Source organism: Nocardia sp. NPDC003979 (assembly GCF_053605015.1).
Genome location: NZ_JBSGIJ010000007.1, coordinates 26,012 through 44,226 on the forward strand (window position 1 = coordinate 26,012; position 18,215 = coordinate 44,226).

Annotated in this window: 19 protein-coding genes; 9 read left to right on the forward strand and 10 right to left on the reverse strand. The window is 68.2% G+C overall.

Annotated features, from left to right (window positions below; all coding sequences use genetic code 11):
- Positions 1-2: 2 nt before the first annotated feature.
- Positions 3-965 carry an alpha/beta hydrolase gene (locus ACWEVR_RS16845; protein ID WP_452467661.1) on the reverse strand — a complete coding sequence of 321 codons (963 nt, stop codon included), beginning with the start codon at positions 963-965 and terminating at the stop codon, positions 3-5.
- Positions 966-1,108: 143 nt separating this feature from the next.
- On the opposite strand from ACWEVR_RS16845, the gene ACWEVR_RS16850 reads away from it, so the two are divergent.
- Together ACWEVR_RS16850 and ACWEVR_RS16855 are read left to right on the forward strand one after the other, a co-directional pair.
- Entirely contained in the window at positions 1,109-1,456 is a 348-nt protein-coding gene (locus tag ACWEVR_RS16850; RefSeq protein ID WP_452467662.1) for a hypothetical protein, read from the forward strand.
- Positions 1,449-2,072 carry a Dabb family protein gene (locus ACWEVR_RS16855; protein ID WP_452467663.1) on the forward strand — a complete coding sequence of 208 codons (624 nt, stop codon included), beginning with the start codon at positions 1,449-1,451 and terminating at the stop codon, positions 2,070-2,072. The genes ACWEVR_RS16850 and ACWEVR_RS16855 overlap by 8 nt, the downstream gene beginning before the upstream one ends.
- 87 nt (positions 2,073-2,159) lie before the next feature.
- On the opposite strand, the gene ACWEVR_RS16860 is transcribed toward ACWEVR_RS16855, so the two are convergent.
- From ACWEVR_RS16860 to ACWEVR_RS16875, 4 genes are all read right to left on the reverse strand, one after another.
- Complete coding sequence (locus ACWEVR_RS16860; RefSeq protein ID WP_067635587.1) at positions 2,160-3,017, reverse strand: IclR family transcriptional regulator; 858 nt, start codon at positions 3,015-3,017, stop codon at positions 2,160-2,162.
- A 178-nt stretch (positions 3,018-3,195) separates the two neighbouring features.
- Complete coding sequence (gene bphC, locus ACWEVR_RS16865) at positions 3,196-4,101, reverse strand: biphenyl-2,3-diol 1,2-dioxygenase (protein ID WP_452467664.1); 906 nt, start codon at positions 4,099-4,101, stop codon at positions 3,196-3,198.
- Positions 4,102-4,127: 26 nt separating this feature from the next.
- Positions 4,128-5,306 (reverse strand): acyl-CoA dehydrogenase family protein, encoded by a 1,179-nt coding sequence (locus ACWEVR_RS16870; RefSeq protein ID WP_181696352.1) that lies wholly within the window; start codon positions 5,304-5,306, stop codon positions 4,128-4,130.
- A gap of 32 nt (positions 5,307-5,338) precedes the next feature.
- Entirely contained in the window at positions 5,339-6,514 is a 1,176-nt protein-coding gene (locus tag ACWEVR_RS16875; RefSeq protein WP_452467665.1) for a Rieske 2Fe-2S domain-containing protein, read from the reverse strand.
- Between the two features lie 199 nt (positions 6,515-6,713).
- On the opposite strand from ACWEVR_RS16875, the gene ACWEVR_RS16880 reads away from it, so the two are divergent.
- From ACWEVR_RS16880 to ACWEVR_RS16895, 4 genes are all read left to right on the forward strand, one after another.
- A complete protein-coding gene (locus ACWEVR_RS16880; RefSeq protein WP_452467666.1) occupies positions 6,714-7,319 on the forward strand; it encodes a hypothetical protein in 606 nt (201 codons plus the stop codon).
- A 95-nt stretch (positions 7,320-7,414) separates the two neighbouring features.
- Positions 7,415-8,224, forward strand: a complete 810-nt coding sequence (locus tag ACWEVR_RS16885; protein ID WP_452467667.1) for a mycofactocin-coupled SDR family oxidoreductase — start codon at positions 7,415-7,417, stop codon at positions 8,222-8,224.
- A 60-nt stretch (positions 8,225-8,284) separates the two neighbouring features.
- The gene (gene map, locus ACWEVR_RS16890) at positions 8,285-9,052 is read left to right on the forward strand and encodes a type I methionyl aminopeptidase (RefSeq protein ID WP_452467668.1); all 768 of its coding nucleotides are present in this window, start codon (positions 8,285-8,287) and stop codon (positions 9,050-9,052) included.
- Positions 9,053-9,159: 107 nt separating this feature from the next.
- Positions 9,160-9,684 (forward strand): hypothetical protein, encoded by a 525-nt coding sequence (locus ACWEVR_RS16895; RefSeq protein WP_452467669.1) that lies wholly within the window; start codon positions 9,160-9,162, stop codon positions 9,682-9,684.
- A 61-nt stretch (positions 9,685-9,745) separates the two neighbouring features.
- Here the strand turns inward: ACWEVR_RS16895 and ACWEVR_RS16900 are convergent, their stop codons facing one another.
- The 3 genes from ACWEVR_RS16900 to ACWEVR_RS16910 all read right to left on the reverse strand — a co-directional run bounded on the left by ACWEVR_RS16900 (position 9,746) and on the right by ACWEVR_RS16910 (position 12,589).
- Positions 9,746-10,510, reverse strand: a complete 765-nt coding sequence (locus ACWEVR_RS16900) for a 2-phosphosulfolactate phosphatase (RefSeq protein WP_452467670.1) — start codon at positions 10,508-10,510, stop codon at positions 9,746-9,748.
- Positions 10,511-10,653: 143 nt separating this feature from the next.
- The gene (locus ACWEVR_RS16905; RefSeq protein WP_452467671.1) at positions 10,654-11,619 is read right to left on the reverse strand and encodes an SMP-30/gluconolactonase/LRE family protein; all 966 of its coding nucleotides are present in this window, start codon (positions 11,617-11,619) and stop codon (positions 10,654-10,656) included.
- A gap of 250 nt (positions 11,620-11,869) precedes the next feature.
- Positions 11,870-12,589: a VOC family protein gene (locus ACWEVR_RS16910; protein ID WP_452467672.1), complete on the reverse strand. Its 720-nt coding sequence runs from the start codon at positions 12,587-12,589 to the stop codon at positions 11,870-11,872.
- A 67-nt stretch (positions 12,590-12,656) separates the two neighbouring features.
- On the opposite strand from ACWEVR_RS16910, the gene ACWEVR_RS16915 reads away from it, so the two are divergent.
- Positions 12,657-13,037: a PPOX class F420-dependent oxidoreductase gene (locus ACWEVR_RS16915; RefSeq protein WP_452467673.1), complete on the forward strand. Its 381-nt coding sequence runs from the start codon at positions 12,657-12,659 to the stop codon at positions 13,035-13,037.
- 62 nt (positions 13,038-13,099) lie between these two features.
- The gene (locus ACWEVR_RS16920; RefSeq protein WP_452467674.1) at positions 13,100-14,389 is read left to right on the forward strand and encodes an acetyl-CoA C-acyltransferase; all 1,290 of its coding nucleotides are present in this window, start codon (positions 13,100-13,102) and stop codon (positions 14,387-14,389) included.
- Positions 14,390-14,816: 427 nt separating this feature from the next.
- Here the strand turns inward: ACWEVR_RS16920 and ACWEVR_RS16925 are convergent, their stop codons facing one another.
- Entirely contained in the window at positions 14,817-15,524 is a 708-nt protein-coding gene (locus tag ACWEVR_RS16925; protein WP_452467675.1) for a MerR family transcriptional regulator, read from the reverse strand.
- 80 nt (positions 15,525-15,604) lie between these two features.
- On the opposite strand from ACWEVR_RS16925, the gene ACWEVR_RS16930 reads away from it, so the two are divergent.
- The gene (locus tag ACWEVR_RS16930) at positions 15,605-16,762 is read left to right on the forward strand and encodes an erythromycin esterase family protein (protein WP_452467676.1); all 1,158 of its coding nucleotides are present in this window, start codon (positions 15,605-15,607) and stop codon (positions 16,760-16,762) included.
- 66 nt (positions 16,763-16,828) lie between these two features.
- On the opposite strand, the gene ACWEVR_RS16935 is transcribed toward ACWEVR_RS16930, so the two are convergent.
- On the reverse strand, positions 16,829-18,208 hold the full coding sequence (locus tag ACWEVR_RS16935; RefSeq protein ID WP_452467887.1) for a metallopeptidase TldD-related protein: 1,380 nt from the start codon (positions 18,206-18,208) through the stop codon (positions 16,829-16,831).
- Between the last annotated feature and the right edge of the window lie 7 nt (positions 18,209-18,215).

Genomic DNA, 18,215 nt, shown 5'->3' on the forward strand with positions numbered 1-18,215 from the left:
GTCTAGTCCAGGCCGAGCGTTGCGCGGACCATCGCCCAGATCTCGGTGCGGGCCGACTGGGTCGCGGCCAGGGACGGGATGGTCAGGAAGCCGTGGAACAGGCCGTCGTAGCGGCGGTGGCGCACCGGCACGCCGTCGGCTTCCAGGCGTGCGGCGTAGGCATCGCCCGCCGAGCACGGCGGGTCGAGTTCGGCGGTCACCACGACGGCCGGCGCCACGTCCGCGAGGGTTTCCGCGCGGGTGGGGACCAGGCGCACGTCGTCGGTGCCGTGGGGGGCGTATTGCTGCCAGTACCAGCGCATCGCCCTGGTGGTGTTGTAGTGGCCGGTGCCGAAGCGGCGGTAGGACTCGGTGTCGAAATCGTCGTCGATCACCGGGTAGAGCAGGATCTGCGCGGCCACCGGCGGGCCGTTCCCGTCACGCACCGCGAGCGCGACCGTGGCGGCGAGGTTGCCGCCCGCGCTGTCACCCGCCAGCGCGATGCGCGCCGGGTCGCCGCCGTAGGTGGCGATGTGTTCGGCTGCCCACCGGACCGCTGCGAGCATGTCGTCGTGGGCGGCGGGCCCGGGATGTTCCGGGGCGAGGCGGTAGTCGACCGCGACGACCACCGCCCCGACACCCACCGCCATGGAGCGGCAGAACTCGTCGTGACTGTCGAGATCGCAGAAGACGAATCCGCCGCCGTGTGCGAACACGATCACCGGCCGGGGCGGCCCGTCGGCGTGAGGCCGGTACACACGCACCGTCAACGCACCGCCCGGTCCGTCGATGATCACGTCGCCGACCGACGGAAGATCGGGAAGTCGCTGTGGCGCACCACGTCTCGCGAAGATCGCGGCCCGCGCGTCGGCGGCCGACATCGCCGCCACATCGGGAAATCCCGCGTCGAGGACGGCCAGCATCGCCGCCACCTCGGGATCCGGCACGGCACCGGGCCCCGTGGTCGGGTAGTCACGGATTGTCACTGATCCTCCTGTGATGTGCCGACGCGGTCGGTCGGCCGTCGTGCGCCTCACCGTAGGGCGGGAGGCCGGTGCGCCGGACCTGGTTCTCCCGCTGGGCGGAAACAACCCGCCGACCTGCCGCGACGGCTGCCTATCGTCGGCGGATGGACACCACGAACGTCTATGTCATCGACACCGTCGTCACGAGACCTGGCCGGGCCGAGGAGTTCGTCGACACCTATCTGAGCGGGTACGCGCCGGGCGCCCGGGCCCGCGGCATGACACTGGAACGGCTGGTCGTGAGCCCGCCCGTCTGGTTCCCGGACGAGTCCAACACGGTGACCGCCACCTGGGTCCTCGACGGTGCCGCCGGCTGGTGGGCGATGACCTGGCAGGGCCGCCTCGACGAATCGGTGCGGCGCTGGTGGGACGACGTCGACGATCTCGTCCTCGAACGCACCAGGACCACCGGCGCCGCACCCGCCGACATCGAAAGGCTCGGCAATGTTTGACGTCGTCCGGCTCGTTCACCTGGCCCCTACGGCCGACGCCGACCGGGTACTCGCGGATCTGCGGGCCCGCGCGCTCGCGTCACCGGCCCGCCGGGTCCTCGTCCAGCCGACCCTGCACGGCGTGCGCAACGGCGGGGACATCCTGGTGCACCTGCGCTTCGACGATCCGTCCGCCTGGGAAAGCGTTGCACCACAGTGGGATTCGGTGGTCGACGGAATCGCCCACGTGGACGGCGCCGAGTACCGGGCAGGCATCGGTGGCGCAGCCGAACCGGCCACCGGATCGGTGTATCGCGTTCTGCTGCTGCGTGTCTCACCCACCACCGCGCCGGAGACGGTCGACCGGTTCGAGGCCGATCTGCTGCGCATGCCCCGCTACATCTCCACCATCCGGTCCTGGCAGCTGAGCCGGACCACGCGCGCGATCGGATCCGCGTCGTGGACGCATGTCTGGGAACAGGAGTTCAGCGACCTCGACGGGCTGGACGGCGCGTATCTCATGCACCCCGTCCACTGGGCTCACGTGGACCGGTGGTTCGACCCGGAGCATCCGGAAGTCATTGTGCGCGATCGTATCTGCCACAGTTTCTGCGTCAATGAGCCGATGCGTGGGTGAGCACATCCACGCATCGGCAAGATTCGCACGCCGCCCGACGCGGACACACGACCGTCGTCTCCGCGAACAGGGCGGCGCTGCGGCTCCTCAGGCGTAGTCGCGTGCTCGCCGGTCCACCGGCACAAGGGGTCGGGGACCGACATTGAGCGGGCGCGCGTGCTGCTGCAGAGTCGGGCGAACGCGCACCTGCCCGTCGTCGACATGACGCCAGATATTGAGTGCCGTCGTGCGCACCGGGGCACTGAGGCGATGATCGAACTGCATCCGGTCCACCGGCCCGCACACCGAGACCGCCGCGACGGCGGCCTGCCCGAGGTCGCCGATCGGCGCGGCCATACAGCCGAATCCGGGCAGTGATTCCTCGCGTTCCACCGCGACGCCGTGCGCGCGCACCTTGGCCAGATCCGCGTCGAGCTGGGCCTTCGTGCTGATCGAGTAGCGGGTGCGCGTGCCCGCCTGGGCGGTGAGCACCTCGGCGAGGCGGCGCTCGTCGGCGGAGGCGAGGATCGCCTTGCCGACCGCGGTACAGTGCGCGGGCCGTCGTCCGCCGACGCGGGTGGGCACCGCCGCGGCCAGGTCGCCGCCGATCTTGTCCAGGTACACCACATCCGCGCCGTCGAGTACCGCGAGATGCACGACGAGCCCGGTGGCGCGGTGCAATTCGTGCAAGAAGGGCATGGCGGCGCGATGCAGCCGATCCTGGTGCACCGCGAGCGATCCCAGTTCCATCAGCCGGATGCCGAGCTCGTAGTCACGGCCTTCGCGGCGTAGCCACCGCAACTGCACCAACCGCTCCAGCATGCGGTGCGCCGAGGACCGGGGTAGGCCGGTCCGGCGCACGATCTGGGCGAGGGTGAGCCTGCCCGGCCCGTCGAAGGCGTCGAGCAGCAGGGACGCGCGATCGAGAATCGCGCTCGGGGTGGTGGCCTCGGCCTGGATGACCATGAGCTCTCCATTCGGATCTACGAGCTGATGCTTAGCGCATATTTCGATTAGGCATATGCCTATTTATACCACCTCCTGTGGTAGCTGTCACAGAAAAGCGGCCCTTCGTATGGCGAAAACACGAAGCCCCCGTTCCGAGCGAGGGCTCGGACCGGGGGCTGGTTGGCGCGTGTGCCGGTTACATCGCCGCGAGCGGCTCGCTGCCGGACCAGTCGTGGCCCCAGTAGCTGTCGGCGGTGATCTCCTCGGCGGTGTAGTACTGCTCGTCGACCCGCATGCCTTCGGTGCCGAACTCGATGTCCCAGCCGCCGGGCGCCCGGACGTAGAACGACACCATCTTGTCGTTGGTGTGCCTGCCGAGCGTGGAGGACACCGAGAAGCCGTCCTTGCTCACCCGGTCGAGGGCCTGGCCGACCGCGTCGAGGCTGTCGACCTCGACCATGATGTGGATCAGGCCCGGTGCCCCGCCGTGCGGCGCGGGGCACAGTGCAAGGCTGTGATGGCGTTCGTTGACGCCGAGGAACCGGATCCGCACCGGCCCGTATTCCGGCGGCGCGGGAATGCGGAAGGCGCCGCGTGGCCGGAAGCCGAGCACTTCGGTGTAGAACTCGAACGCACCGCCGAGATCCATCGTCGGCAGCACCACGTGGCCCAGACCCTGTGCGCCCGTGACGAACTTCGCGCCGAACGGGGTGACCACGGGGCTGTGGTCGAGCAGCGCGCCGTGGAACACCTCGAGCGTGGCGCCGGTGGGGTCCTGGAAGGTGATGGCCTCCTCGACCCGTCGCGCGTCGGCCTCCTCGACCGACAGCGGCTTCACCGCGATACCGGCCGCCGTCACGGCCTCCTGTACCCGGACGAGTGCGGCGTGGTCGCGCACCTCCCAGCCGATGGTGACCACCGCGTCGGACTCGCCCGGCACCACCACGATCCGCGCCGCGCGCTCGTCCATCCGCAGATAGAGGGCGTCCTCGTCGGGGCCGCTGCCTTGCGCGAAGCCGAGGACCTCGAAGGCGAACTTGCGCCAGCGGTCCATGTCGGCGGTCTGGATCTTCACATAGCCGAGGCTCTTGATATCTGTCATGTGCGTTGTCCTTCTTCGGTATTCGCTCAGATCATCGAGCGCAGGTTCGGGGCGGGGTCGATGCCGAGCGAACTCAGCGCCGAGGCGTGGTAGACCGTGCTCGGCACGTGGATGGCGTGGTTGAGGCCGGCGTGCGCGTCGCGCCAGAAGCGCTGCAGGGGCTTGTCCATGCGCAGCGCGTTGCCGCCGGACCGGGCGAAGATCTGATCCACCGCCATCACCGCCCGCCACGCCGCACGCACCTGGGTGCGCCTGCCCGCCGCGCGATCGGCGAAGCCGACCTCCTTGCCTGCGTCGACCAGGTCCCACACGCGATCCACATTGGCCAGCAGCTCCTGGCGCGCGGCATTGATATCGGCCGCCGCCTCGCCGATCGCGAACAGCACATACGGGTCGTCCTTGACAGCGGTGCCCTGGGCGCCGACCCGTTCCCGCTGATAGTCCAGGTGCGCGGCGAGCGCGCCCTCGGCGATGCCGACCACGGCGGCGCTGATGCCGAGCGGGAACATCGTCGACCACGGCATCTTGTACAGCGTGTCGGTGACGCCGTACTCGCGCTGCGCGGTCCCGTCGATCACGTGATCGCCGTTCATCACCCGGTAGGACGGCACGAAGGCGTCCTTGACGATGATGTCCTTGGACCCGGTGCCCTTGAGCCCCACCACATTCCACGAGTCCTCGACGATGGTGTAGTCGGCGCGCGGCAGGATCATGTGCAGCATCGTCGGCGGCATCGCCATCTTGCCCTCGGCGTCACCGAGCATGGCGCCGAGGAAGATCCAGTCGCAGTGATCGGTGCCGGAGCTGAACTGCCAGCGGCCGTTGAAGATGTAACCGCCCTCCACCGGGCGCGCGATGCCGGTCGGTGCGTAGGGCGAGGCCATCCAGGTGTCACTGTCGGAGCCCCACACCTCCTCCTGCACCTTCGGATCGGCGAAGGCCAGCTGCCACGGGTGCACGCCGACGATGCCGCAGATCCAGCCGGTGGCCGGGTCGAGCGAGGCGGCGGCCATCACCGTCTCGGCGAACTCGCGCGGATGGGCCTCGAACCCGCCGTACTTCTTGGGCTGCAGCAACCGGATCGGGCCGGCCGCCTTCAGCATCTTCGCGGTCGCGTCGGGCAGCTGACCGAGGCGTTCGGCCTCGGGGCTCTGCTCGCGCAGGCGGTCGGCGATCGCCATGATGTTGTCGAGCACGTTGGTCATGGGTGGTGCTTTCTCTCGGGTGGGGGTGCGGATCAGGCGGTGGTATCGACGACTCGGCCGCGGGCGATGTTGTCGGCCACCTCGGCCTCCCAGCTGGTGACGGCCCGCTCGGTGTCGATCTCGAATTCGAAGCGCTTGGTCATGTCCTCGGTGACCTCGTCGACATCGACGTAGAACTGCTTGTACCAGCGGCGCAGCTGGTAGACCGGCCCGTCCTCCTCCGAGAGGAGCGGGTTGTCGATCGGCGCCTTGTTCTTCCAGATCTCGACGTCCTGCTCGAAACCGACCTCCACACCGCGCGCGAACTGCGCGGCCATCGCCTCGGCGTCGGCATCGGACATGCCCTGCGGCTTCTTCACCATCGCGCCGTACTGCAGCACGAAGGAGTTATCGCTGACGGGATAGTGGCAGTTGATGAGGACCGTCTCGATCGTCATGCCGTTGGCCTCGCTCCACAGCCAATCGATCATGTAGGAGGGGCCGAAATACGAAGCGTCCGAACGCAACGTCGAGTTCGGATCGTCGTAACTGGTGCCGACCTCGATGTCGTGGCGCGGCGTCGAGCGCATGTACTGGGTGGCGACGTGGCCCTCGAAGACATTCTTGAAATAGCGCGGGAACGCGTAGTGCACGTAGAAGAAGTGCGCCATGTCGACGACGTTGTCGACGATCTCACGACAGTGTGAGCCTTCGATGAGCATCGAGTTCCACGTCCAGTCGGTCCATTCCGGGCTGCCGTAGCCCTCGATCTCGGGAATGGTCACCGCCTCGGTGGGCTTGCTGCCCTGCGGGTCGTGCCAGATGTAGAGCTGGCCGTTGCGTTCCAGCGTCGGCCACGAGCGGGTCTTGGCCAGCGGGGGAACCCGGCGCGCGTACGGGATCGCCGTGCACTTGCCGTTGCCGCCCCAGCGCCAATCGTGGAAGGGGCAGGCGATCGAGTCGCCCTTGATGGTGCCGTGGGCGAGGTTGCCGCCCATGTGCCTGCAGAAGCCGTCGAGCACGTGCAGTGCGCCGTCGGTCTCGGACTGGAACACCACCAGGGTGGTGCCGAAAGCCTTGACCTCGTGGGGCACACCGTCGCGGAACGACGAGAGCAGGCCGAGGCAGTGCCAGCCGCGGGCGAAGCGGGTGGGTGCGGCAGCGGCCTCGATCTCCCGGAATTCGGGTGTGGCGGACTGGGTTCGGCCGTTCGGCGGGTTCTCCGGCATCGAAACCTCCATGTTCGGGCGGAGTGGGGATGAGCTGCGCCGATGGTGTGCCCGCGGCGGGTAGGTGGAGGTGGGGTCGTCCCGGTCAGTGGACATGTTTTCCCGCCCGCGTCGCGATGTCCCGATCAGCGGGAGAGGAACCGGTCACAACACCGCCGGCCGCCTAGCGTGGCCGGCGAGCAGGACGAGAGGAGTGATCGTGAGCGTGCACGCAGGTAGGGCGGTGGCCGTCGATCTGGACACCGAGGACATCCGGTTGTTCGCGGCCCGGGCGTTGTCACGGGATCCGGCCTACCGGCTCGCCGAACGGCCCGTGGTCCCGCCGACGTTCCTGTCCGCGGGTGGGCGCGTCACGGGTGGCCGGACCGAGACCGACCACCGGTTCTTCGGGCCGCCGCCGCGCGCCGGTGATCGGCTGACCGCCGTCCGTGCGATCGACGGGCACGATCCGGACGGCTCCGAATCTCTCGTCCAGTACTTCGACCGCACCGGCGGGCTCGTCGCCGAGTCGTGGGCGTCGGTCACCGAATCCGTTGTCGCCGAGGACAGCACACCGCACTCGGCCGAACTGCTCGCCACCTACGCCACCGACTGGCTCGGCGCCGAGAACATCCGCCGCTTCCGCACTCGCGTGCTGCGCGCCCTGCCGCCCGGCGACACCGTGACCTGCTCCGGCCACATCACCCAGCACTACATCCAGGACGGCGAGCCGCGCGTCGATGTCACTCTCACCGGTGTCGACGCCTCGGGGGAGATCGTCGTCCGGGCGTGGGCGAGCTTCGCCCATGATCCTGCCGCCGCGTAGGGCCCGAAGCCGCCGGAAATCCGGTTTCGTACCGCACGGCCCGTTCCGTGGTGGTGAAGTGTTCATGAAGGACGACGAGGTTCGGAGGTAGGAACATGGCACGACGGTTCGAGGACAAGGTGGTCTTCGTGACGGGCGCGGCGCGCGGACAGGGCAGGGCCGAGGCGGTGCGCTTCGCCGAGGAAGGCGCCGATGTGATCGCCGTCGACGCCTGCGCGGAATTCGGCAGCACGGGATACGCGGGGGCGACGGAAGACGACCTGGCCGAGACGGTCAAGCTCGTCGAGGCCGCCGGTGGCCGGATCGTCGCGAGCAAGGTCGACGTGCGCGATTTCGACGCGCTCTCGGCCGCGCTGGCCGCGGGTATCGAGCAACTCGGCAGGCTCGACGTGGTGGTCGCCAACGCGGGCATCTGCTCGGCGGCGCTGTCGTGGGAGATCACGCCCGAACAGTGGCGCGAGACCATCGATGTGAACCTGACCGGTGTGTGGCATACGGCGAAAGCCGCTGTGCCGCACCTGATCGCGCAGGGCAGTGGCGGCGCGATGGTGTTCACCAGTTCGGTGGCCGGGCTCAAGGGCATGCCCTTCGTCGGCCACTACGTCGCCAGCAAACACGCCATCACCGGCCTGGCCAAGACCATGGCCAACGAGCTCGGCGGGTACGGCATCCGGGTGAACACCGTGCATCCGGCGGGCGTGGCGACCGGGATGCAGATGGGCGAGATGGGCCCGCTGCTCGAGGAGCACGCGAGCACGCTCGGGCCCATGTTCATGAACGCGCTGCCCAGCTACATCTGTCAGCCGGAGGAGATCGCGGCGGCGGTGGCGTGGCTGTGTTCGGACGAGGCGGGTCAGGTGACGGGCGCGCAGATCCCGGTCGACATGGGCAACCTCAACCGCTGAGCTTGGTATTTTTATACCGGCACGGCTAGTGTCGGTATGAAAATACCGAGTGGAGGCGTGATGGTGGAGTTGAAGACTCCCGAGGAGATCGAACGGATGCGGGTGACCGGCCGGTTCGTCGCGGACGTACTGGCCGGCGTGCGCGAACGAGCGCTGGTGGGGGTGAACCTGCTGGAGCTGGAAGCCTATGTGCGTGAACGGATTCGCGAGCGTGGGGCGGTGTCGTGCTACTGGGACTACTCGCCCTCGTTCGGGCGTGGGCCGTTCCGCAACACGGTGTGCTTGGCCGTCAACGATGCTGTCCTGCACGGGCTTCCGTATGATTACGTGTTGCGCGACGGTGATCTGCTCACCGCCGACCTGGCTGTCACCATCGACGGCTGGAGCGCGGACTCGGCGATCTCGTTCACCGTCGGCACCGGCTCGGCCGACGATCTGCGGCTGGTCCGGGCCACCGAGGAGGCACTGGCCGCCGGAATCGCCGCCGCGCAGCCCGGCAACCGGCTGGGCGACATCTCGGCCGCGATCGCCGATGTCGCACGCGGATACGGGTATCCGATCAACACCGAATACGGCGGGCACGGCATCGGGCGGACCATGCACGAAGATCCGCACGTGGCCAACGACGGCCGGGCCGGGCGCGGTTTCCTGCTGCGGCCGGGGCTCACCATCGCCATCGAGCCCTGGTTCGCGGCGGGCACCGACAAGGTCTACACCGACGCCGACGGGTGGACCATCCGCTCGGCCGATGGATCGCGCTGCGCCCACAGTGAGCACACGATCGCCGTCACCGCCGACGGGCCGAGCGTGCTGACCTCGCGAAACTGATCGGTATCCTCTGTCGAATCGGACTTATAGCCCATAGCAATGGCGCATCATAGGTGGTGTCGAGCTGGTCCCGGGGTAGTCGGATCAGCGCATCGGAGGGACATCCCATGAAATTCACGCAGTTGCTGGCCGCCGGTCTGTTCACCGTCGCCGCGACCGGTATCACCGCCGCCACCGCCCACGGCGCTCCCGTGGCGGGTCCGTCGCTCGCCGGTGTCGACGGCGCCGTCGCCTACTCCGCCGCTCTCGCCGCGGACGGGTCGGAGGCGACGGTCGAATTGACCTCGGGCACTTTCGAACTCACCCCCGGCGCGGGTGTGGCCGTGCTCTCACCGGACGGCGCGCGGGTCGGGTTCATCCCCACCACGGTGGCCATGGTCGCTGGTCCCGCCGTGCAGGTTATTCCCGAAATCGACGCTACCGCAACGTCACTCACCCTCACGCCCGTCAACGCACCCGCCCCGAACCCGGCGGCACTGCAGCATATTGATCAGACCGGCAATATCGTCGCAGGCGTCGCCATCGGCTGCGTCGTCGGCGCACTCATCGGCCTGATCTTCCTGCTGGTCAGCGCCATTCCGGGGTGCATCATCGGTGCGGTGATCGGCGGGGTGATCGGCGCGAATCAGTAGAAACTGGGGCGGTGGGTCAGCGGCCGCGACTCACCGCCCACCGGCCGGCGGGGAGGGCGGCTCAGAGGCTGTGATCGGTGAACGCGCCGTCGGCGAGAACCGGAACGGCGGTGTCGGTATCGATCTGCGCCGCGATGTCGACATCGTCGCCGAACCCGCCCGACCGAAGTTCTCGGCCCGACGCACACTCGTCCAGCTCCGTACCGATGTTCGTCACCGACAGGAAAGCGTGTGCGGCGGAACGCGCTTCGGGCGAGGGGTGACGACAACCTCGGTCGATCAGCGCGGCCACGAGGGCTCCCGCGCCGAGCAAGTCCTCGACAGCGGGCCGAAGTGTTGCGTCGTCCGCCCAGCGCTCACCAGCGGGAACGATCGCGATCGGCTGCTCGGGCGTGCCCCACCGCCGCCCGGTGATCCACGTGGCGACCGCATCGGCATTGCGAAGACAGGCCGCGACGACGGGTGCACCCACGACAGCCGAGGCGATGGTGGAACCGTTGGGGGAGGGTAGGACGAGGCGATCGGTGAACGGTGCTCGGCGGAGCGCCGCCGGGGACAGCGACCACGGATGGGCGGCATCGACAGCACGTCGTCCGACGGCGAGCTCGGCACCGTGCCGCGCGGCGAACTCCTGGGCGGAATTGTCACGCCACCGATAGGGGTAGACCGCTGTGCCCGCCGCGACGGCAACAGACACCGCGGTACTGAACGACAACACGTCGACCACCACGACACACGCCGCACCCGCGCCGATCACTGCGGCTCCTGTCGGCCCCCAGTCGAGGCGAATCCCGAACCCTTCCTGCCTGGCCCACCTCGGGCTCATGGTTCCGCTCCGATCTCCGCATCGAAACGGATAGTCCGGTCAGTGCCTTCGTTTGTTCAGTGAGAGGAAACCAGCCGGAACGTGGGTCGGGCAGGCTTCTGTTCACCGAGAGCGGAAGGCCTGCAGTGGTGTCCGGCCAGAGGTCAAAGTTGGTGGGTCGGTGGGGTGAGGTCCAGGGTCGGGGGTGGGCGGAGGCGGCGGAGGGTGCCGTCGATGCTGGTGACGTAGAGGGACCAGGAGGAGCCGTCCGGGGCGAGACGAGCCGAGGTGGGGCCGATCGGCGGTGGGGACGGCAGCGGGGTGGGTGGGGTGGTCCAGCCGGTGGCTATGGTGCACCAGGCGCCGGTGGTGGTGTCGACGCGGTAGACGCTGCCCGAGTAGTCGCCGGTGACGTAGGCGGTGCCGTCGGCCGCCACGTCGAGGTCGTCGAGGACGGGCAGGAAGCCGTCGGTGACGGTGGCGACGACCTCGGGTTCGTCCGGTGCGTCCAGCGGGATGCGCAGGACCTGGGACAGGGCGATGTCGTCGGTGTAGATCGAGCGGCCGTCGGGGGAGACGGCCAGGCCGTTCGGGCGGTGCACGGACGACCAGGCGAGGGTGAACTCACCGGTCGACGGGCGGTAGCGGCTGATGCCGACCGGCGGCCACGGGACCGACAGCTGGGAGATCAGCAGGTCACCGTCGGGCAGCAGGAGCAGGCCGTTGGGTTGGACCAGGTCGGGGAGCAGGATGGTGACAGTGCCGGTCGGCAGGTCCAGCGCGCGCAGGGTGCCACCACCGTTCGGGGTGCTGCCGTCGCCGGTGACGAAATACAGTGTGTCGCCGGACAATCGGAGGCCCGCCGGATGGTCGAGGCCTGACAGGACGAGGGTGACGGTGCCTGCCGCGTCGACGTGCAGGATTTCACCGCGCAGGAGGCCGCTGACGTAGAAGCCGCCCGCTCCGTCGTACTCGAGGTTCTCCAGAGCGCCCAGATCGGTGGCGAGCACGTCGGCCTGCCAGCCGTCGGCACAGGAGTGGGATTGTCCCTGGGCGGCGGTCACCGGAATCGCACCGACTACAACGACGGCCGCGAATGTTGTTGCTACGCAACGCCTGATGAATTGCATACTGCTCCGCCCCTGCACGGTGGCAGCTTACTGTTCCGCAAGGTACGGCGCCGGTCGAAACCTACGATGCGCGCGGTGACGATCGATGCTGGGTGGTCGATGTCGACTACGAATTCCGGGTCGGTGCCGGTCAGATGCTGATGTGCCTCCAGATCTGTTGCCGACCGATGCGGCCGCTAGTCGAATCCTCCGGTTTCACGATCAACCCGATGGCGGCCCACCGTTCGGCGAGTGGCTGGGAGCGGGTCGATCAGTCGGTGGTCGCGAGCCAGGTGGCCAGCCGGTCCGATGCCGCGGCGTCGGCAGACAGGGCGGCGCGCTCCTCGGCGGTGAGGGAGAGGGCGTTCAACGCGGATTTCCAGTGCGCGAGGCGCTCGGAATCACCTGCGGCGACGGCGAGTTCGGCCAGGGCGGCGTAGGCGCGGGCAATGTCGGTCGCGGCAGCAGAGGCGCCGAAACGGCGTAGACCGGTTTCCAGGGCTCGCGTGGCGGCCCGGTCGTCGTTCTTGAAATCGCGGAAGATGCGGGCATTGTCGAGAACTTTCGGCAGGCCGTCGAGATCGCGGGAACCGCCGTATTCGAGGGACTCCGGTTCGTCGCGCTGGATCACCAGCACCGTATTGCCGACCGGATCGACCAGCGTGAATCGTGACTGCCCGGGCCGGAAACGGGTGATCCTCGGGCAACCCTTCACGGGGATTTTGCCGTATTCGGCGCGCAGCGCAGCGGTGAACTTCGCGTGTCGGTCGGCGACGTCGTCGACCAGCAGCAGCGCCGCGACATGTTCGAGGGGAAGCTCGACCCCGCTGGGGGCAGGCGAGAAATGCAACGCGGTCCCGTGACCCTCGACCACCCCGTACGCATACGGCCGTGTCTGCTCGTGGGTCACCGTCCACCCCAGCGTCCGATAGAACGCCAACGTGGCCCCGAGGTCACCACTCCACAACATCGGCACTGCGGCATCGCTCATGAATCCGAGCCTACGAACCTTTCCGCCGCCCCGCCCGCACCAGTTTTCGCACCGCTAGGCTCGAGGAATGACGAACCGCCTGGGCGAGGTTGCGACCGCGAACTATGTACTGCTCACCACTTTTCGTAAGGACGGCACGCCGGTCGGTACCCCGGTGTGGGCCGTGTCGCGCGAGGACAAGCTGTATGTCTGGACGGTGACCGACAGCTGGAAGGTCAAGCGCATCCGCCGCAACGCCGAGGTGACCGTGCAGCCGTGCGATGCGCGCGGTAAGACGCACGGTGCGGTGGTGTCGGGTACCGCGCGCGTACTCGACGGGGCCGAGACCGAGCAGGTCCGCTCGTTGCTGCGCCGCAAGTACCGGCTCACCGGCCCGCTGGTGATCTTCTTCAGCAACCTGCGCCGGGGCAAGGACGGCACCATCGGTCTCGAGATCACGCCCGCCTGACCGAAACGGTACCCAGTACCGCCGGTATCGGATACCGTGGGGGTTCAGACGAAAGGACTCCCATGGCCGAGAACCGCCGCCGCGCCGTCGTGATCGCGGGTGCCCGCACCCCGTTCGTCCGCGCGTTCACCGACCTGACCCGGCTCGACAGTATCGCCCTTGCCGGCGCGGCGGTGCGTGGTCTGCTCGCGCGCACCGGCATCGCGCCCGCCGAGATCCAGTCCATCGTGTGGGGCGGGGTGATCCTGCCCAGTCATGCGCCGAACATCGCGCGCGAGGTGGCCCTGGATCTGAACCTGGATTTCGGGTGCGAGGGATACACGGTCACCCGGGCGTGCGCGTCGGGCTTGCAGGCCGTCACCTCGGCGGCCGCGGCGATCGAACGCGGCGAATACGACATCATGATCGCGGGCGGCAGCGACTCCACCAGCAACGCCGAGATCAAACTGCCGCAGAAAGTGGTGCACGCGGTCGCACCCGTCGCGCTCGGGAAACCGTCGGCCAAGGACTATTTGGACGTCGTGCGTCAGCTCGCGCCGTTCACCGACATCCTGCCGCGTCAGCCCAAGATCTCCGAGCGGACCACCGGTGAGGTGATGGGCGAGTCCGCCGAGAAGATGGCAAGGATCAACGGTATCTCCCGCGCCGACCAGGACGCTTTCGCCGCCCGCTCCCACCAGCGCGCCGCCGCCGCTATCGCCTCGGGCCGATTCGATGACGAGGTCGTGCCGATCGAGACGCCGTCCGGCAAGCGGATCGAGACCGACGGTCTGGTCCGAGCGAATACGAGCGTCGAGAAGCTGGCCGCGCTGAAGCCGGTCTTCGCCGAGAACGGCACTGTCACCGCGGGCAACGCGAGTCCGCTCACCGATGGTGCGTCGGCGGTGTTGTTGATGAGCGAGGAGAAGGCTCGGGCATTGGGCCTCACGCCACTGGCCGCATTTCGGTCGTGGAGCTATGTGAGCGTCGACCCAGCGGACCAGGTACTCATCGGACCGGCGATCTCGATGCCGCGCGCGCTCGACAAGGCGGGGATGTCCCTGAGCGATATCGACCTCGTAGATATTCACGAAGCCTTCGCGGCACAGACTCTTTCGGTGCTTCGTATGTTGGAGAGCGCGGAGTGGGCCAAGAACCGGCTCGACCGCGATGAAGCGGTGGGGTCCGTCGATATCGACACCCTGAACGTGCACGGCGGCTCCATCTCGCTCGGGCATCCGTTCGGCGCCACCGGTGCCCGAATGGTGACGACCATGGCCAATGAGCTGGCTCGAAGCGGGAAACAGACCGCGCTGTTGGGAATTTGCGCGGCGGGTGGGATCGGGGCCTCGGCGGTCCTCGAAAGGGTGTGAGGCTGGGGGAGTAGTGAGGCGGCGGGCGGCTGGCCTAGGCGTGCCGCCTGCCGCACCCCCGACTGATCGCACTGCGGTTGCACCGCATCGCTCAAAGCCGCGATCTACCGCACTACCAGCCACGTGGCCCCACTCGAGTCCGCCATGACCGCATTCCCAACCGGCACCCTTCCCGACCTCGAGGAGGGAACGCCGCGAAGCGGCGTAGCGGCCCTCCAGGGGCCGCGCTCGAGCGCGCCAGCGCTCCAAAAATACAGCCCAATACCTTTGTGGTGCACAAAACACCGCAGTGGTCCGCACGCCCGGGAGTGCGGCAGCTGGTACCACCCGAGCCGTCCCGTAGGGCCAGTCCTGCACTACATGCAAGCTTCGCCTGATACCGACCGACCAGCGCTTGGCACACGCAATGCAGTTCCAGAAGAATCACTTACGCACCGAGCTCGGCTACATAACCACGAAGCACCGCCCCCGCATCCAGCATCGCAAGACCCTGCTCGGTCAGCTTGGCCTGCCAAGCGGTCAGAGCAGCAGTAAGGGCCTCGGTACTCCCCGCGGCACGGATCTGAGCGATAACGGTCGCGATGTGATCGAGACGGTAACCACCACGACGGAGGATCGTCGTCAGATGAGCGTCGCGGCGATCGGCGGAGGTGTAGAGCCGATAGCCGGTGGCGGAATCGCGGGCAGGGGAGAGGATGCCTGCCGTTTCCCAAGCTCGGAGAGTGGCGGGGGTGAGCCGCAGGTGGGCGGCTAGTTCACCGATGGTGTACGCGGTCTCGAGATTCGTTGTGGTAGAGGGTGATTGGTTCGTCAGGTGATCGACCGCTCGGCGGATAGCGGTCAGAGTCTCGCGGTCTTCCAGTAGACGGGCATGGGCACGGTCGATCTCGGTGAGAGCGGCGTCGAGATCGTCAGCGTGCAGCGCACGCATGACGCGACTCGCGACGGCGTGCCCGAAGGCCGGAATGAGGGTGAGGTAAGTGCGCAAGGCGACGACGTGGAGATCGGTGTAGACGCGGTATCCGGTGGGTGTGCGGTCGGCGGGCGGAAGACACCCGTCCTGCTCGTAGTTGCGCACCGCCTGGGTGGAAATGCCGTGCTCACGGGCCAGGTCCGTCGGTCGCAGGTTTCTCACGATTTGAGACTTTACCTGGCATATGACTTACAAAACCGGGTGAGGTTTACACCGTTTCTTCAAAGATACGATATACTCACATGAGTCAGAAGATTTGGGACTTCATCCCCTCCACCTGTGAGCTCCTCGCCTTCGGCGAACCCACGCACAAGGAGCCGGGCTTCGCCGCCCGGCGCAACGAACTGTTCGCCGACCTGGTCGAGCGCGGGTTCCGCTCGATTGCCTTGGAAACCTGCCGCACAGCCGCACTCACCATCGACGACTATGTCCGCCACGGTGTCGGCACCCTCGACGAGGTGATGCGCACCGGCTTCACCCACGGCTTCGGCGCCTTCGACACCAACCGGGAGCTGGTGGCCTGGCTGCGCGCCCACAATGCCGAACTGGCACCCGCGGACCGCGTGAGCATCCACGGTTTCGACGGCGCGATGGAAACCATGTACGCACCGAGCCCGCGCCCCTACCTCGAATATGCCTGCGACTACGTGCAACTCGACCTCGGCATCCGCGAGGTGGCAGGCGAGGACGACCGGTGGGACCGCACCGAGGCGATCATGGACCCGACGGTCTCGGTCGGCGCCGGCACCGATGCCGCGCGCCTGCGCGTCATCGCCGACGACCTGCTCGTCCGCCTCCGCACCCGGGCACCGGAGCGAATCGCTGCCACCTCGCTCGACGAATGGCGCAGGGCCGCAGTCCATCTCATCGCCGGACTCGGCCTGCTGCGCTACCACGCTCGAGCCGCCGACCCTCTCCCCGACGACGATCGCTGGTCGGCCCTGTCCGCCACCCGCGACGCCCTCATGGCCGAGAACCTGCTCGACATCCGCACCGTCGAGAGTTCACGCGGCCCGACCCTGGTGTGCGCCCACAACCTCCACCTGCGCCGCACCTCGAGCATCATGCGAATGGGCCCGATGAACCTCACCTGGTCGGGAGCCGGCGCGATCGTCGCCGCCCTGATGGGGGAGCGCTACCAGGTGGTCCTCGGCAGCCTGGGCCGCAGCACCGGCCTGGAACTCGGCGAACCGGACCCCGGTACTTACGAAGGCATCCTCCAGAAGTCCACGTCCACCTGGGGACTGGTGGCCGCCGGCACCCTCGGCACTGCCGGCATCCGTACCGATACGAAACCTGAGCAGGGCTACTTTCCCCTGGACCCCGACACGATCAAGGGAGCAGACGTGATCCTGCACCTGCCCGAGGGAAGCGCCACCAGTCTCGCCGATTGGGGCTAGCCCTGGTCGGTCGCGATGACCAGTCGCGGGGCGGCGGTGCGGTCGGGCACCGCCGCCCCTACGAATTCAGGTCGCCTGGCTCACCGACGACATGTGGAAGTCCGGAATCCGCAGTGGCGGCATAGCCGTTCGGCTGAACCAGTCCTTCCATTCGCGAGGAAGGGTGATCTCGGTCGCGCCTGCCTCCGCGACCCGCCGCAACAGGTCGAGAGGACTCTCGTTGAAGCGGAAGTTGTTCACCGCGCCGGTGACTTCTCCGTCTTCGACGAGGTACACGCCGTCGCGGGTGAGGCCGGTGAGCAGCAGGGTGGCCGGATCGACCTCGCGGATGTACCACAGACAGGTCAGCAGCAGGCCGCGCTCGGTGCGGGCGATCATGTCGTCCAGGGTGGCGTCGCTGCCGCCGGTGAGCAGCAGATTCTCGCCGGGAACCGTTGCGGTGGTGCCGAATTCGGCGGCGGTGGCGCGCGGGTAGATCAGCGATTCGATGGTGCCGTCGGAGATCCAGTCGACGCGCCGCGCGGACAGACCGTTGTCGAACACCGACAGCGACTCCGACGACGAGGGTGTCGCCACGAACGGCCGGTACTCCAGGCCGCTCGCCTTCGGGTCGGAGTACAGGGTGAGCGGGAGGTCGGTGAGTCGCTCGCCGACACGCGTGCCGCCTGCCCGGGCGAACGCGTTGTGCCCTTCCTGGGCACCGCGACCCTCCATGCTCCACGCCATGTAGATCATCAGATCCGCGACCGCCGAGGGCGGCAACAAGGTTTCGTAGCGGCCCGCGGGCAGGTCGACCCGGCGGGCGGCCCAGTCGAGCCGCCGCGAGAGCTCCGACAGCAGCCCGGGTGTGTCCACATCGACGAAATCGGGTGTCCCGACGCCGACCCAGGCGCTGGCGAGATCGCTGCCCTCCCCGCGCTTTCCATTGATTTCGACCGATCCGGTCGGCTGGGTGAACCGGCGCCGGATACCGGTGGAGGTGCCGAGCCAGGTGGTGTGCACCTGGTGGTGGGCGAAACCGTAGAGCCGGTCGGTGCCGTCGAATCCGGTCGACAGGTCGCGGGCCAGCCCGGCGAACACCTCGATCCCGGTGCTGCCCGGCGCCTGCTCCCAGGTGTCCGAATCGTCTTCTGTCGGCTCGAGCAGCGGCATGGCGTCCTTGGCCGGTTCGGCCGTGCGCGCGGCCTCCTCACTGGCTCGCACCACGGCCGCGATGTCGGCCGGATCGACGCTGGTCGACGCGATCGAGCCCACCCGAGCCGAATTCGGTCCGTCGCGGAAGATCGAGATCACCGCCCACGACCGCGACACCGACGAACCGTTGGTGGTCATCGAATTGCCGGCCCACCGTAGCGACGCCTCGTGCGCGTCGGTGACGAGCACGATCGCCTCGTCGGCCGTCGACGCGGCAAGCGCCCGCTCGACCACCGCGCCCGCCGGGAACACACTCGCG

What these genes read in the sequence shown, in the direction of transcription:
- ACWEVR_RS16850 (WP_452467662.1), top strand. Translation starts at nt 1,109, where the DNA reads ATGGACACCACGAACGTCTATGTCATCGACACCGTCGTCACGAGACCT.
- ACWEVR_RS16855 (WP_452467663.1), top strand. Translation starts at nt 1,449, where the DNA reads ATGTTTGACGTCGTCCGGCTCGTTCACCTGGCCCCTACGGCCGACGCC.
- ACWEVR_RS16860 (WP_067635587.1), bottom strand. Translation starts at nt 3,017, where the DNA reads ATGGTCATCCAGGCCGAGGCCACCACCCCGAGCGCGATTCTCGATCGC.
- bphC (WP_452467664.1), bottom strand. Translation starts at nt 4,101, where the DNA reads ATGACAGATATCAAGAGCCTCGGCTATGTGAAGATCCAGACCGCCGAC.
- ACWEVR_RS16870 (WP_181696352.1), bottom strand. Translation starts at nt 5,306, where the DNA reads ATGACCAACGTGCTCGACAACATCATGGCGATCGCCGACCGCCTGCGC.
- ACWEVR_RS16875 (WP_452467665.1), bottom strand. Translation starts at nt 6,514, where the DNA reads ATGCCGGAGAACCCGCCGAACGGCCGAACCCAGTCCGCCACACCCGAA.
- ACWEVR_RS16885 (WP_452467667.1), top strand. Translation starts at nt 7,415, where the DNA reads ATGGCACGACGGTTCGAGGACAAGGTGGTCTTCGTGACGGGCGCGGCG.
- map (WP_452467668.1), top strand. Translation starts at nt 8,285, where the DNA reads ATGGTGGAGTTGAAGACTCCCGAGGAGATCGAACGGATGCGGGTGACC.
- ACWEVR_RS16895 (WP_452467669.1), top strand. Translation starts at nt 9,160, where the DNA reads ATGAAATTCACGCAGTTGCTGGCCGCCGGTCTGTTCACCGTCGCCGCG.
- ACWEVR_RS16900 (WP_452467670.1), bottom strand. Translation starts at nt 10,510, where the DNA reads ATGAGCCCGAGGTGGGCCAGGCAGGAAGGGTTCGGGATTCGCCTCGAC.
- ACWEVR_RS16905 (WP_452467671.1), bottom strand. Translation starts at nt 11,619, where the DNA reads ATGCAATTCATCAGGCGTTGCGTAGCAACAACATTCGCGGCCGTCGTT.
- ACWEVR_RS16910 (WP_452467672.1), bottom strand. Translation starts at nt 12,589, where the DNA reads ATGAGCGATGCCGCAGTGCCGATGTTGTGGAGTGGTGACCTCGGGGCC.
- ACWEVR_RS16915 (WP_452467673.1), top strand. Translation starts at nt 12,657, where the DNA reads ATGACGAACCGCCTGGGCGAGGTTGCGACCGCGAACTATGTACTGCTC.
- ACWEVR_RS16920 (WP_452467674.1), top strand. Translation starts at nt 13,100, where the DNA reads ATGGCCGAGAACCGCCGCCGCGCCGTCGTGATCGCGGGTGCCCGCACC.
- ACWEVR_RS16930 (WP_452467676.1), top strand. Translation starts at nt 15,605, where the DNA reads ATGAGTCAGAAGATTTGGGACTTCATCCCCTCCACCTGTGAGCTCCTC.